Genomic DNA, 13,774 nt, shown 5'->3' on the forward strand with positions numbered 1-13,774 from the left:
ATTACTTAGTACCGAAGATCTTATCGCCAGCATCGCCAAGACCAGGAACAATGTAGCCCTTGTCGTTTAGCTTCTCATCGATTGCAGCCGTGTAAAGCTCAACATCTGGGTGTGCTTTTTCTAGAGCAGCGATACCTTCAGGAGCAGCAACAAGCACAAGAATCTTAAAGTGCTTACAACCTTTCTCTTTCATCAGGTCGATAGTCGCGATCATAGAACCACCTGTCGCAAGCATTGGGTCTACCACTAGAGCAATACGCTCATCGATGTTAGATGCAAGCTTGTTGAAGTATGGTACTGGCTCAAGTGTTTCTTCGTCACGGTAGATACCAACAACGCTGATACGTGCACTTGGGATGTGCTCAAGAACGCCGTCCATCATGCCTAGACCAGCACGTAGGATTGGCACTACCGTTACTTTTTTACCTTTAATTTGGTCAACTTCTACTGGACCGTTCCAACCGTTAATCGTCACACGCTCAGTTTCAAAGTCTGATGTCGCTTCGTATGTTAGAAGGCTACCCACTTCTGTCGCTAGCTCACGAAAACGCTTAGTGCTAATCTCACCTTCACGCATCAGGCCAATTTTATGTTTTACTAGCGGGTGTTTCACTTCAACAACTTTCATTTCCAACTCCGGCAATATTTAAACAAACCTGTAGATTATACACGAACTCTCAGGTTATTTCAGAATCTTTATTCTAATAAAAAAAACCGCGCAAACGTTTGCTCTTGGTAATCAAGCCCTGTTAGAATAGCGCCGTTTTCACATCCAACTTAAGTTCGAGGACTATCCCGTGAGTGGTAATACTTCTTCTCTAAGCTACAAAGACGCTGGTGTTGATATCGACGCAGGTAATGCACTAGTAGACCGTATCAAAGGTGCTGTTAAACGCACTCGTCGCCCTGAAGTAATGGGCGGTATTGGTGGCTTTGGCGCCCTATGTGAACTTCCAACGAAATACAAAGAGCCGGTACTTGTTTCAGGTACTGATGGTGTTGGTACTAAACTTCGCCTTGCTTTGGATCTGAAAAAACACGACACCATTGGTATCGACCTAGTGGCAATGTGTGTGAACGACTTAATCGTTCAAGGTGGTGAGCCGCTATTCTTCCTAGACTACTACGCAACAGGTAAGCTAGATGTAGATACAGCAGCAGACGTTGTTTCTGGTATTGCTGAAGGCTGTGTTCAAGCTGGCTGTGCACTAATCGGTGGTGAAACTGCTGAAATGCCAGGCATGTACGAAGGCGACGACTACGATGTAGCTGGCTTCTGTGTTGGTGTTGTAGAAAAAGCGGACATCATTGACGGCACTAAAGTAGCAGCAGGCGACGCACTTATCGCTGTTGGTTCAAGTGGTCCACACTCAAACGGTTATTCTTTAATTCGTAAAGTTCTAGAAGTTTCTGGTGCTGATAAGAGTGAAGAACTAGAAGGTCGCACTATCGGTGAGCACCTACTAGAACCTACTAAGATTTACATCAAATCGGCACTTAAGATGATTGCTGAGCATGACATTCATGCTATCTCGCACATCACAGGTGGTGGTTTCTGGGAAAACATCCCACGCGTACTTCCTGAAGGTACTAAAGCAGTCATTGATGGCAAGAGCTGGGAATGGCCTGCTATCTTCAACTGGCTACAAGAGAAAGGTAACGTGGAGACATTTGAAATGTACCGCACTTTCAACTGTGGTGTAGGCCTAGTTGTTGCTCTACCTAAAGATCAAGCAGACGCTGCTGTTGAACTACTGAAAGCTGAAGGCGAAAACGCTTGGGTTATCGGTGAGATCGCAAACGCTGAAGCTGGCGAAAAGCAAGTTGAAATCAAATAAGTGATACGCTCACTTACTTAGTTAATCAATGAGGACCTAATGGTCCTCATTTTGCTATTTAGCCCGCAGAAAACCTTAGTTTATGTAGGTACATTGTAAACAGTTCCGTTAATCAATCGTATGACCCACTCTATGAAAAACAATCACTCAAATAAAACCAGTCACTCTAAGAAAAACATCGTTGTGTTAGTTTCAGGAAGCGGAAGTAACTTACAGGCAATTTTGAATGCTTGTGATAACAATATGATTGATGCTTCAGTTAAGGCTGTCTTTTCAAACAAAGCAGAGGCTTTTGGATTAGAACGAGCGAAAACCGCAGGTGTTGACGCACATTCAGTGAATCCAAAAGACTTTGGTTCACGTGAAGAGTTCGATCATGAATTGATGATTCAGATTGATGCATACCAACCCGATTTAATCGTACTTGCGGGATATATGCGTATCCTGAGTTCAGAGTTTGTTCGTCACTATGCGGGAAAAATGGTCAACATCCACCCTTCCCTGTTACCTAAATACCCAGGCCTACACACCCACCAGCGTGCCATTGATGCACAAGATAAAGAGCATGGAACTAGTGTCCACTTTGTGACCGAAGAACTTGATGGTGGTCCTGTGATCTTACAGGCTAAGGTACCGGTATTTGAAGATGATGATGCTGATATGCTGGCAAGCCGAGTGCTTACCCAAGAACACTGTATTTACCCTATGGTCTGTAAATGGTTCGCCGAAGATCGTTTATCAATGCTAAATGGGCAAGCTGTCTTAGACGGTAAGGCATTAGGTAAACACGGTTACGCAGAAGAGTAATTCTTCAGAAACTAAATCAAATCCAAAAAAAGGCCGCTTACTGATTCATTAGTTCAGTAAGCGGCCTTTTTTTATACGGTTCAAATAATACTATTCGGAATACTTAGCTTAATGGCTCAGTTGGCGCTTGGCTTGCTACCTTCTTCGGCGCATAAGCGACATCTTCCAACGCTTGATGGTTATTGCCAATTAGCTCACCAAAATGAAACAGCGCGTATTCACCCGGCTTCATTCTAAACCACTCTTCATTGTCTGTTAGAGGCTGAGTTGCCACCACTGTAACCACATCATTAGGCGTAGTTTCTTCTTGGAAGTTAATCTCAACATCTTCATCAATCAGGCTCGCTTTACCAAAAGGTGCGCGCCTTGTTATCCAGTACAAATGGTTGGTGCAGTAGGTCATCACATACTCACCATCACTGAGTAACATGTTAAATACGCCTTTCTCTCGGAGCTGGTCACAACATTCCGCTACGAAGCGAAACATACCTTCCATATCTTGAGGTGGCTCAGGGAAACGCTCTTCAAGTTGTTTGAGTAACCAACAGAAAGAGAGCTCACTGTCTGTCTCGCCAACCGGTCTGAAACGACCACTAATCAGATCGTCGTAATCCGTTAATTGACCATTGTGAGCAAAGGTCCAATATCGCCCCCAAAGCTCACGAGTAAAAGGGTGTGTATTCTCTAGATTAACACCACCACGGTTCGCTTGACGGATATGACTGACAACGGCTTGGCTTTTAATTGGGTAGTTTTGAACCAACTCAGCGATCTTAGATTCACAGCTCGGATTCGGATCTTTGAAGGTACGAAAACCCTTTCCCTCATAAAAGGTAATACCCCAGCCATCACGATGCGGGCCAGTGTTGCCTCCACGCTGCATAAGACCAGTAAAGCTAAAACAAATATCAGTTGGCACATTCGCGCTCATACCGAGCAATTCACACATGGTTTAATCTACTCCCTATTAAAACCAATGGAGCCACAAAGCTGGGCTCCAAATGTCTGTAAAACTATTATTCCATCTCTTTTTCAACAAGCTGAATCACAATATGAATGATCTTAATGTGAATCTCTTGGATGCGATCTGCATAACCAAAGTGTGGCACTCGGATTTCGATATCAGCACAACCCGCCATTTGACCGCCATCTTTACCCGTCAATGCAATCGTCTTCATGCCTTTAGCTTGAGCAGCTTCAATCGCTTTTAGAATATTGGCAGAGTTACCTGAAGTCGACAGACCGAACAACACATCACCTTTACGACCTACCGCTTCTACATAACGAGAAAATACGTGGTCGTAGCCAAAATCATTACTCACACAAGACAGGTGGCTTGGATCTGAAATCGCAATGCCAGCGTAACCTGGACGGTTTTCACGGTATCGGCCTGTTAGCTCTTCCGCGAAGTGCATTGCATCACAGTGTGAGCCACCGTTACCACAAGAAAGCACCTTGCCTTCTTGCTTGAATGAGTCAGCAATCAGTTTTGCTGCCGCTTCAATTTGAGCGATGTTATGGTCATCACTTAGGAACTTATTCAGAACGTCAGCAGCTTCGTTTAATTCACTTTTGATTAGGTCTTGGTACATAAGGCTTATCTCTTATTTTTTTGACGTAACTTAAAGTACGCGAAATGAGAACTGAGGGTTTTCCCCTCTTTATAGCTGAGTTTACCCACAAACATGAAATAGTGTCGACACTTAAGCCCAAAGATTGCCACCTTAATTAACTTGTCGTTGTAAATCCGTCCAAATATTCGCCACCAACCTCTCACAATTAGAACTTTAACTCTATTGAGATCACTTTTTACTCACTTTGGAGTTTTACAAATATTTAATATTTTGTTTACACTTAACTGGTTAGACCTCTTACCTAAAACTTAATAACAATAAGTGATCTCTGAAAAGGAAATCGATCATGAACATATTGCTCTCCCTACTCGGCATGACCGCCATCTTAGGCGTCTGTCTTTACCATAGAGTTAGTCTGGTACGTGCATTAGTTGTATTAACCGGCGCAATGGTAGCATCAACACTGCTTGGCGGCGTGGCTGTTACTGGCTGGCTTTGCTACCTGTTAGCGGTTGCGATCTTTGCTGTACCTACCATTCGTCAGACACTGATCAGCCAAAAAGCACTCTCTTTATTTAAGAAAGTTCTACCGGCGATGTCTCAGACAGAAAAAGAAGCACTAGAAGCTGGCACAGTATGGTGGGAAGCAGAGCTGTTCAAAGGCAAACCTGAATGGAAGAAGCTTCAGAACATTGCTGACCCGAAACTCTCTGAAGCTGAGCAAGCGTTTTTAGATGGTCCAGTAAATACCGTGTGTGAAATGGTCAACGATTACCAAGTGACGCATGAGCTTGCTGATTTGCCACCAGAAGTATGGCAATACCTGAAAGACCATAAATTCTTCGCCATGATCATCAAGAAAAAGTACGGCGGCTTAGAGTTCTCAGCTTACGCTCAATCTTTGGTTCTACAGAAGCTAACGGGAGTTTCTAGTGTATTGTCATCAACGGTTGGCGTACCTAACTCATTAGGCCCTGGTGAGCTATTACAGCACTACGGTACAGAAGAACAAAGAAACCACTACCTGCCTCGCTTAGCGGAAGGTAAAGAGATCCCTTGTTTTGCTCTGACTAGCCCAGAAGCCGGTTCAGATGCAGGCTCTATCCCAGATTACGGTGTGGTATGTAAAGGCGACTGGCAAGGCGAAGAAGTACTCGGCATGCGCCTAACTTGGAACAAGCGTTACATCACTCTCGCGCCTGTCGCGACCGTTTTAGGTTTGGCTTTTAAATTGCGTGACCCAGATGGTCTGCTTGGTGACCAAAAAGATCTTGGTATCACTTGTGCGCTTATCCCAACGGATTTAAAAGGCGTAGAGATTGGCAACCGCCACTTCCCACTAAACGTACCTTTCCAAAATGGCCCGACGCAAGGCGACGATATCTTCGTGCCTATCGATTTCATCATTGGTGGTCAGAAAATGGCCGGTCAAGGCTGGCGTATGCTCGTTGAGTGTCTGTCGGTTGGTCGTGGTATCACACTGCCTTCAAACTCAACGGGTGGCATTAAGTCTGCCGCGCTTGCAACTGGCGCTTACGCTCGTATCCGCCGTCAGTTCAAACAACCAATTGGTCGCATGGAAGGGGTTGAAGAGCCACTTGCACGCCTTGCAGGTAACGCTTATGTAATGGACGCTGCAAGTAACCTAACCGTCGCAGGTATCGACCTAGGCGAAAAGCCTTCGGTTATCTCTGCAATCGTTAAGTACCACTGTACTCACCGTGGCCAACGCAGCATCATTGATGCGATGGATATCGTCGGTGGTAAAGGCATTTGTTTAGGCCCATCGAACTTCCTAGCTCGTGGCTACCAAGGTTCGCCTATCGCGATTACGGTTGAAGGCGCAAACATCCTGACTCGTTCAATGATCATCTATGGTCAAGGTGCGATTCGCTGTCACCCTTACGTACTGAACGAAATGGAAGCGGCTTATTCTGAAAGCAGCTATGCGCTTGATAAGTTTGATTCAGCGTTAGCAGGGCACGTTAGCTTTACGATGAGCAACCTAGTCCGCAGCTTGTGGTTTGGTTTAACCGATGGTCGTGGTTCTGATGCGCCAACACCTTCAAATAAAACAGATAAACAGACACAGCGTTACTACCAACAGCTAAACCGCTACAGTGCAAACCTAGCGCTACTGTCTGATATCTCAATGGCAGTTCTAGGTGGATCACTGAAGCGTAGAGAACGTTTATCAGCAAGATTGGGTGACATCCTGAGTCAACTTTACCTCGGCTCAGCAACGCTGAAACGCTTTGAAAGCGAAGGCAGCCACGCTGAAGATCTACCGTTAGTACATTGGGGGATGCAAGATAGCTTACGTCAGACTGAAGTGGCGATTGATGAGTTCTTAGCGAACTTCCCTAACCCTGTGATTGGTCGTCTGCTTCGTGTTGTGCTAATGCCATTCGGTCGTATCCGTCGTGCTCCAAACGACAAGCTCGATAGCAAAGTTGCGCACATTCTACAAACACCAAGCGAAACACGCTCTCGTATCGGTCGCGGCCAATACTTAGAAGCGACGGAATACAACCCAGTAGGTAAGATTGAAAAAGCGCTAGAAGTGATTCTTCAAGCTGAACCTCTGTTCGACAAAGTCTGCAAAGAGACACATCAAAAACGTGCCTTCTTACGACTTGATCTTGTTGCTCAGTTGGGACTTGAGAAAGGTATCTTAACGCAAGACGAAGCAAATCTTCTGATTAGCGCTGAGGAACATAGACTGTACACGATTAACGTGGATGACTTCTCACCAGAGGAGCTTGCAGCAAAATCTCAGTACCCAGACCAATCGATTGATAACGTCGCTTAAGGCCAGAAAAAGAAACAAAAACGGGACTACTATGAGTCCCGTTTTTTTGTTCATGATTTCGTTGCCACAAATTCCAATGCTTTATCTAGCAGCTTATTCTCTCTAGACAATCTAATCATCTAAGCGAGTTACTTGGGCGCCTTGAGCTGCATCTCAGGTAACGCTTTTTTCTTCGCCTTGACCTTACGAACCACAAACCAAATCAATAAGCCCAATAGAATAGCGACCACATTACCCACCGCAATAATGATCATACTGCGCTGTCTGTCATCTTCACGTTTTTGAAGGATCATCAACTCTGTTGCGATACGCTTCTGTTCAGCAAGAGCTTCTTCTTGAAGACGTCGTGACTCTGCTAAGTCGATATCTTCAACAACGCTGTACGACTGCTCGGTAATTGGAAAAATCAGCGGGCGCTGACTTGAAGCATCAGTGGCATAAACCATCCCTGACCAATTATAAATTCCTAAATCGCCATTATAAGGCACCTCTAAAGCGACTTTCATTGCGTCGACTTCAGCTTGCCCCTGCTTGTACATCACATATTCATCAGGAGCCTTGTGCTCAACATGAACCGCTAACGAGCTCGGTGCGATCATCCCCTGTTCACCAGACACCACAATAGTATGAGGTAAACCCTCTTTTCGTGATTGAATGAAGGTGCTAGTGATCGGTGTTGGGTAAACCAAGACTTCTTGCTCTTGCGCTCGCAGGAACACGCCATTACCAGAGGTAATACGCGCTCGGTATTTACCGGGCTCGATATCAATTGGCAAAGAGACAGTGAACACACCATCTCCGGCCTTTTCATCAAGATCAGCGCCATCATCGGCAAACTCGCCCATCACAACCGACACCGGGCGCGCTTCTCTCACCAAAGACTCTTCGTTTTCAACAAACTTAGTAAAGGTAACCTTAAGCTTCACGCGATCGAGAAAATCGCGCAGCACCAGCGGCTTGCCATCAGAAGTCAGTCGAGCGGTAAATTTGATGCGCTCTGTTTGATACAACTTATCTGGGAACTCATTAGCATCCAAAACAAGATGAGACAGCAGCTTGATATTGTTCTTAGGGGAAACTTTACCTATCGCTTGCCAAGGGCCGGGCATCGGATTGTCGATAGAGATAATGTCCATGGACGATTCTTCGTACCAACGGACATTATCAGCATTGCGCCAAGAGTAGTATTTCTTGCCATCAGGGCGAACCAAAACGACAGGTTTAGAGTTATCGGCTCGATAAATCACAAAGGTGACTTGTTCAATACTGGGATCAACTCTAAAACGGTTGTCCAATAAACTCATAACGGATTCTGTTGCTGCATGTAAGCCAAAACTTAACAGCAATAAGCAACCGGTAGCCAATACCCTTAACATACTTTCTCCCTACTGACGCCAGAGGCAGCTTCCGCTTTTCTCGACGAGATCTAAACGACTTTGATGCGCTTCTACTTCATCGGCCGTAGCTCGTAAAACCTTTAGGGATTTTCGACCACTTTCTACTCTTCGTATGCTTTCGGCTTCGCCTTCCTGTTGACCAGCGTTAAATTGCAGCGAAGTTTGACCACCCGTCATCAATAAGTAGACGTCGGCTAGGATCTCCGCATCGAGCAATGCGCCGTGGAGAGTACGGTGCGAGTTATCGATACCGTAACGGTCACATAAGATATCTAGGTTGTTTCTTTTACCTGGGAATATCTTCTTCGCCATTGCCAAGGTATCGGTAACTTTACAGTAGTCATCCGTTTTACCTATCGCTGGGTTGAGCTTCTCAAACTCATAGTCCATGAAGCCCGTATCGAAGGGCGCGTTATGAGCCACCAGCTCCGCACCTTTGATAAAGTCGAGAAACTCTTTATGAATGTCTTGGTATTCAGGCTTATCAATCAAGAATTCATCGGTAATACCGTGAACGCCAATCGCCTCTTCTTGAATCGCACGATCGGGCTTGATGTAGACGTGGAAATGACGCCCGGTCAGCCTACGGTTGATGATCTCTACTGCACCAATTTCAACGATGCGGTGACCCATATAGTGAGGGCCACCTTCTGTATTCATACCGGTGGTTTCGGTATCGAGTACAACAATGCGCTTATTTTCGTTCGAACTGTTTTTTTCGTTCGTGCTTTGTTCTGGAGTGCTACTGGTATTCATAAGGATAACTGTGTCAGACTATGCCGATAATGTGCTTGAGGTAATAGTATCAAATCATGACGAAACAAGTTGAAATTTTCACTGATGGTTCTTGTTTAGGCAACCCTGGTCCCGGCGGCTATGGCATCGTACTTCGCTACAAAAAAGTCGAGAAGACGCTAGCAGAAGGTTTCACGCTAACAACCAATAACCGTATGGAAATGCTCGCCGCTGTCGTGGCTCTGCAAACCCTCAAAGAACCTTGCTCTGTGATTCTGACCACAGATAGCCAATACGTGCGTCAAGGCATCACACAGTGGATTCATAACTGGAAAAAGCGTGACTGGAAAACAGCCGACAAGAAACCGGTTAAAAATGCCGATCTGTGGCAAAGGCTCGATAAAGAAACCGCTCGCCATAACGTTGATTGGCGCTGGGTAAAAGGACACGCGGGACACAGAGAAAACGAAATGTGTGATGATTTAGCGCGAAATGCAGCGGAGAATCCGACTCTAGAAGATACGGGCTATCAACCAAGCTAATCGTCTTTTTAATTAGACGCACATTTCAGAAAGCGATTTATAATTTCTTAAACTAATTGACAATTTCTCAATCGAATTGATAGATGAAAAGCCGACAACTAATCGGCTTTTTCTGTTTTTAGCGGATATGACGCTTTGGCTGAATCCATTGTACGGCGCGTATTGGTTCTAAAACTTGCCCCAACAGGCGAGAAACGTCGCTTAAGGTGCCAATGTGGTTTGATGGGTTTTAGCGGGTAAGTACGCTTACGAGCAACAATAAAGTATTGGCTTCCGGCGAAGGATGCACAACCACCTAAGCAGTTCTCCAACCACGTCCACATCGCTTGATACTTACTCATCGGAAACAGCGCGTAGGTGTCACAATGAATTACTTCATAGTTAAGTACACCTAACCAGTCTTTAATTCGACTTGGCGTGTACATACGCCCACTCCAGGGTAAGCTGTTCTTTCGCCAAGGCATCAAACTGGCAAGCCCAGTGACACTGATTGGGTTGAAGCCGGTGATAATGATATAGCCATCGTCCATCATCACTCGATCGACTTCTCTCAATAATCGATGCGGGTCATTGCTATAATCTAACTGATGACTCAACACTACAACATCAAAGCTTTTCTCCAAAAAGGGTAAATTATAGCCATCCGCTATCACATTATGTAATGGGTTCTGGATATCTAGGTTTACTTGATGTTGAATGTTGCATGTGCAGCTAGAAATCTCACTACTGAGGCCACCGAGCTTGAGCATATGGTAACCAAATAGCTTTGGGCACCACTCATCGAGTCGAGTTTGAATAGATTCTCTCAACCAGTCTCCATTGTGCAATTGCGCCCAAGTGTAAGGACGTTCAAACTTCTTTCTGCTACGTGCTGGCTTCATCAATAATCTGTCTCACTTATTCTGTCGCACTAATAGTGACTGGAGAACCAATAATGTTACATATCAAAAGCATACCTGCATTTAACGACAATTACATCTGGCTGATTCAAAATAGCGATCGCCGTTGTGCTGTCGTCGACCCGGGTGATGCGGCTCCAGTATTAGAGTACTTGGCACACCATGAGCTAACTTTAGATGCAATCTTGATTACACACCACCACCACGATCACATTGGTGGTGTTCCAGAACTCGTTAGACAATTTCCCGGCGTGGATGTTGTCGGTCCAAGGAATGAACCTATCCCTACCTTAACTCATCCGGTCGATGATGGTGATCAATTAGAACTGTTTGGCGAAGTATTCCTCGTCCTAGGGCTCAGTGGCCATACTGCGGGTCATATTGGTTATGTGGGCGATGCCAAACTGTTTTGTGGTGATGTGTTGTTCTCTGCGGGCTGTGGCCGAATCATGGAAGGCACACCACAACAGATGTTCGATGCACTGAATAAGATCACGGCTCTGCCTCAAGAAACCGAAGTTTATTGTGCACATGAGTACACTGCAGCCAATATCGCTTTCGCATTAGCCGTAGAGCCTGATAACCAACATTTGCAGCAATATCGCGACCAAGTGAACCGACTTCGCGCTCAAAATAAGTCGACCATCCCCACAAATTTGAGACAAGAGAAGTTTGTGAACCCCTTCCTGCGCTATACCGAGCCAAGTGTAGTGAAATCAGTGTCTAATCGCACCGAGCAGACCGATCCTTTATCGGTATTCACCGCTTTACGTGCGTGGAAGAACGAATTTTAACAAATACAGACTTGTCACTCATAGGGGGTGGCAAGTATTATCATCGGCCGTTAATTAAAAAGGCTGTAACATGCGAGTTAAGTACAGCTGGGCTTTGGTATTACTACTTTCTGGTTGCCAATTAACTCAGTCAGAGAATCCAGACCAAGCTTCCGAGCAAACCAACACATCTCCTACTAAAGAAGTTTCTCAAGCGAACGTTTCATCAGAAGCAACAGCCAAAGAAGATCAAAAAGTTGAAGCACCTGTCGTTACTCCACAAACACAAGAAGATGTTTGGAAACGCATTGCGATGCAACTTGAAATGGAAGTGCCAGACCAAAAGAAGGTCGACTACTACCGAACTTGGTATCTCAAGCACCCGAGTCATCTAAAAACAGTATCAAAGCGTGCTGAACCTTTCTTGTATCTGATCACGACTAAGATTGAAGAAAAAGGCTTACCACTAGAATTGGCACTACTACCCGTTGTAGAAAGCTCTTTCGATGCGTTTGCCTACTCTCATGGCAGTGCTGCAGGTCTATGGCAGTTCATTTCAGGCACAGGCAAAGACTACGGTCTTGAACAGAACTTTTGGTATGACGGCCGCCGCGATGTTGCCGCCTCTACCGACGCCGCATTGGACTTCCTCTCAGATCTTAACCGACGTTTCGATGGCGACTGGAACCATGCGATTGCTGCCTATAACAGTGGTGGTGGTCGAGTAAACAGTGCAATCCGTAAGAACAAGAAGCTTGGCAAACCAATCGACTTCTTCTCTCTGGACTTACCAAAAGAGACCAGCAGCTATGTACCTAAACTGCTTGCTCTAGCTGACGTGATTGCCAACCAAGAAAAGTATGGCATCGATATTCCGGCGATCCCGAACAAGCCAGTGCTGACTCTGGTTAACCCTGAAGAACAGCTTGATTTAGCCATTGCTGCGAACTACGCAGGCATTCCTGTCAAAGAACTGCAAGGTTACAACCCGGCTTACAACCAATGGGCGACAGCACCAGAGAAACACCAACAACTATTACTTCCTTTAGACTCAGTTGAAAGATTCAACAAAGAAGTCGCTGCCAATAAAGGCAAAGGCATGAAGTTGGTGCGTTACAAGGTTCAATCTGGTGACAGCATTAGCGTACTGGCAGGCAAATATAACACCACCAGCAAAGTGATCCGCTCTGCGAACGGTTTGAGCAACAACAATATTCGTATTGGCCAGCACTTACTTATCCCAACATCCACCAAAGACGACAAGACATACGCCCTAAGCGCTTCAAATCGCCTAGCAAGCACACAGTCAAAGAGTCGTGGTCAATATAAGCTTAGCCATACTGTAAGAAGTGGGGACAGCCTATGGACGATTGCACGCGCAAATAAGGTCTCTCATCAATCACTGGCTAAGTGGAATGGCATGGGACCACGCGACACGCTTAGAGTTGGTCAAGAACTGGTCATTTGGAAAAATGGCTCAGACGGCGCCATCATCCGTACGATCTTTTATAACGTAAGATCAGGTGACACAGTCAGCGGTATTGCATCAAAGTTCAAAGTAAAAAGTACAGATGTTGTAAAATGGAACACTTTGCAGAACAAAAAATACCTACAGCCAGGACAAAAACTGAAGCTGTATGTTGATGTAACTAAGGTAAGTGTATGAACCCGTCAAGTAACCCACTCGTCATGCTGTTGGATATATTCCGTTCACCAACAGCTTGTTTCTTAGCGCTTTATCAACGAAGTGCTTGGGGATGGCAACCTTACGTCGTATTAATGCTCAGCCCATTTTTGTTTTGGGGTGCTTATTTTTCGAATGTAGATTTTGCCTGGTTAAGTGCAGAGCTATCGCAGCAACTGGCTCAAACGAACCCTGACCAATTGGCGTTACTTGACAGCAATACCTTACTCGCAAGTGAAATCATCAGCGACGTATTTGGCCGAACATTAACCATCGTTCTATTGGCATTCTGGTTTAACCTAGCAACCAAGCCAAGCCAACATCAGCACAGCTTTTGGCGATGGTTTGCAGCGGCATCTGTTGTTATATTCCCAGCTGTTTTAGGTGATGTAGCAAGCTACGCAAGCCTGATACTCAAGCATGGACATGTGATGAACTACGCTGCCGACTTGAACAGCTTAAATGGCTTGATCAAGTTACCGTTAACCAATGATTGGTCGCAGTTTGCTAGCTCATTACCACTGCTTCTGCCATGGTACATCGTGCTAGGTTATGCCGCGGTATTAACGTGGACTGAGTTTGAACGCGGGCAAGCGCTTGTGATTTCAGGCTTACCATGGGTTGGCTACTACCTAATCTGGGCGCTCTACATTTTAATCTTTTAAGTTGAAGAGATAAGGCTAGCAAAAACTCTCTAGCCTAATGTTCCGTTA

At 45.4% G+C, this 13,774-nt stretch carries 13 protein-coding genes; 7 read left to right on the forward strand and 6 right to left on the reverse strand.

From position 1 onward, the window contains the following. Nucleotide 1: 1 nt before the first annotated feature. A complete protein-coding gene (gene upp, locus AB4161_RS15370) occupies nucleotides 2-628 on the reverse strand; it encodes a uracil phosphoribosyltransferase (protein WP_017060716.1) in 627 nt (208 codons plus the stop codon). Nucleotides 629-797: 169 nt separating this feature from the next. On the opposite strand from upp, the gene purM reads away from it, so the two are divergent. Next, on the forward strand, nucleotides 798-1,838 hold the full coding sequence (gene purM, locus AB4161_RS15375; RefSeq protein ID WP_372083572.1) for a phosphoribosylformylglycinamidine cyclo-ligase: 1,041 nt from the start codon (nucleotides 798-800) through the stop codon (nucleotides 1,836-1,838). Nucleotides 1,839-1,970: 132 nt separating this feature from the next. After that, a complete protein-coding gene (gene purN / locus AB4161_RS15380; RefSeq protein WP_372083573.1) occupies nucleotides 1,971-2,645 on the forward strand; it encodes a phosphoribosylglycinamide formyltransferase in 675 nt (224 codons plus the stop codon). Nucleotides 2,646-2,748: 103 nt separating this feature from the next. Here purN and AB4161_RS15385 read toward each other — a convergent pair whose 3' ends face one another. Continuing rightward, nucleotides 2,749-3,594: a class II glutamine amidotransferase gene (locus tag AB4161_RS15385; RefSeq protein ID WP_048606639.1), complete on the reverse strand. Its 846-nt coding sequence runs from the start codon at nucleotides 3,592-3,594 to the stop codon at nucleotides 2,749-2,751. Nucleotides 3,595-3,661: 67 nt separating this feature from the next. Continuing rightward, nucleotides 3,662-4,237 (reverse strand): D-sedoheptulose 7-phosphate isomerase, encoded by a 576-nt coding sequence (gene lpcA / locus AB4161_RS15390; RefSeq protein ID WP_372083574.1) that lies wholly within the window; start codon nucleotides 4,235-4,237, stop codon nucleotides 3,662-3,664. Nucleotides 4,238-4,565: 328 nt separating this feature from the next. Here lpcA and fadE point away from each other — a divergent pair, with 328 nt between their 5' ends. Next, nucleotides 4,566-7,031, forward strand: a complete 2,466-nt coding sequence (gene fadE / locus AB4161_RS15395) for an acyl-CoA dehydrogenase FadE (RefSeq protein WP_136982701.1) — start codon at nucleotides 4,566-4,568, stop codon at nucleotides 7,029-7,031. A 128-nt stretch (nucleotides 7,032-7,159) separates the two neighbouring features. Here the strand turns inward: fadE and AB4161_RS15400 are convergent, their stop codons facing one another. Together AB4161_RS15400 and dnaQ are read right to left on the reverse strand one after the other, a co-directional pair. Next, on the reverse strand, nucleotides 7,160-8,407 hold the full coding sequence (locus AB4161_RS15400) for a TIGR03503 family protein (protein ID WP_372083575.1): 1,248 nt from the start codon (nucleotides 8,405-8,407) through the stop codon (nucleotides 7,160-7,162). A 9-nt stretch (nucleotides 8,408-8,416) separates the two neighbouring features. After that, the gene (dnaQ, locus tag AB4161_RS15405; RefSeq protein ID WP_017060722.1) at nucleotides 8,417-9,184 is read right to left on the reverse strand and encodes a DNA polymerase III subunit epsilon; all 768 of its coding nucleotides are present in this window, start codon (nucleotides 9,182-9,184) and stop codon (nucleotides 8,417-8,419) included. A gap of 56 nt (nucleotides 9,185-9,240) precedes the next feature. Here dnaQ and rnhA point away from each other — a divergent pair, with 56 nt between their 5' ends. After that, nucleotides 9,241-9,705, forward strand: a complete 465-nt coding sequence (gene rnhA / locus AB4161_RS15410; protein ID WP_017063376.1) for a ribonuclease HI — start codon at nucleotides 9,241-9,243, stop codon at nucleotides 9,703-9,705. A gap of 98 nt (nucleotides 9,706-9,803) precedes the next feature. Here rnhA and AB4161_RS15415 read toward each other — a convergent pair whose 3' ends face one another. Continuing rightward, complete coding sequence (locus AB4161_RS15415) at nucleotides 9,804-10,586, reverse strand: class I SAM-dependent methyltransferase (RefSeq protein WP_372083576.1); 783 nt, start codon at nucleotides 10,584-10,586, stop codon at nucleotides 9,804-9,806. A gap of 53 nt (nucleotides 10,587-10,639) precedes the next feature. On the opposite strand from AB4161_RS15415, the gene gloB reads away from it, so the two are divergent. From gloB to AB4161_RS15430, 3 genes are all read left to right on the forward strand, one after another. Beyond that, nucleotides 10,640-11,398: a hydroxyacylglutathione hydrolase gene (gloB, locus tag AB4161_RS15420; RefSeq protein WP_017060725.1), complete on the forward strand. Its 759-nt coding sequence runs from the start codon at nucleotides 10,640-10,642 to the stop codon at nucleotides 11,396-11,398. Nucleotides 11,399-11,468: 70 nt separating this feature from the next. Next, on the forward strand, nucleotides 11,469-13,043 hold the full coding sequence (locus AB4161_RS15425; RefSeq protein ID WP_372083577.1) for a LysM peptidoglycan-binding domain-containing protein: 1,575 nt from the start codon (nucleotides 11,469-11,471) through the stop codon (nucleotides 13,041-13,043). Beyond that, nucleotides 13,040-13,726: a YIP1 family protein gene (locus AB4161_RS15430; protein ID WP_017060727.1), complete on the forward strand. Its 687-nt coding sequence runs from the start codon at nucleotides 13,040-13,042 to the stop codon at nucleotides 13,724-13,726. Before AB4161_RS15425 ends, AB4161_RS15430 begins: the two co-directional genes overlap by 4 nt. Nucleotides 13,727-13,774 lie beyond the last annotated feature (48 nt).

Origin of the sequence: Vibrio sp. 10N.286.51.E5, assembly GCF_041469125.1 — a bacterium.
Lineage (GTDB): Bacteria > Pseudomonadota > Gammaproteobacteria > Enterobacterales > Vibrionaceae > Vibrio > Vibrio crassostreae_C.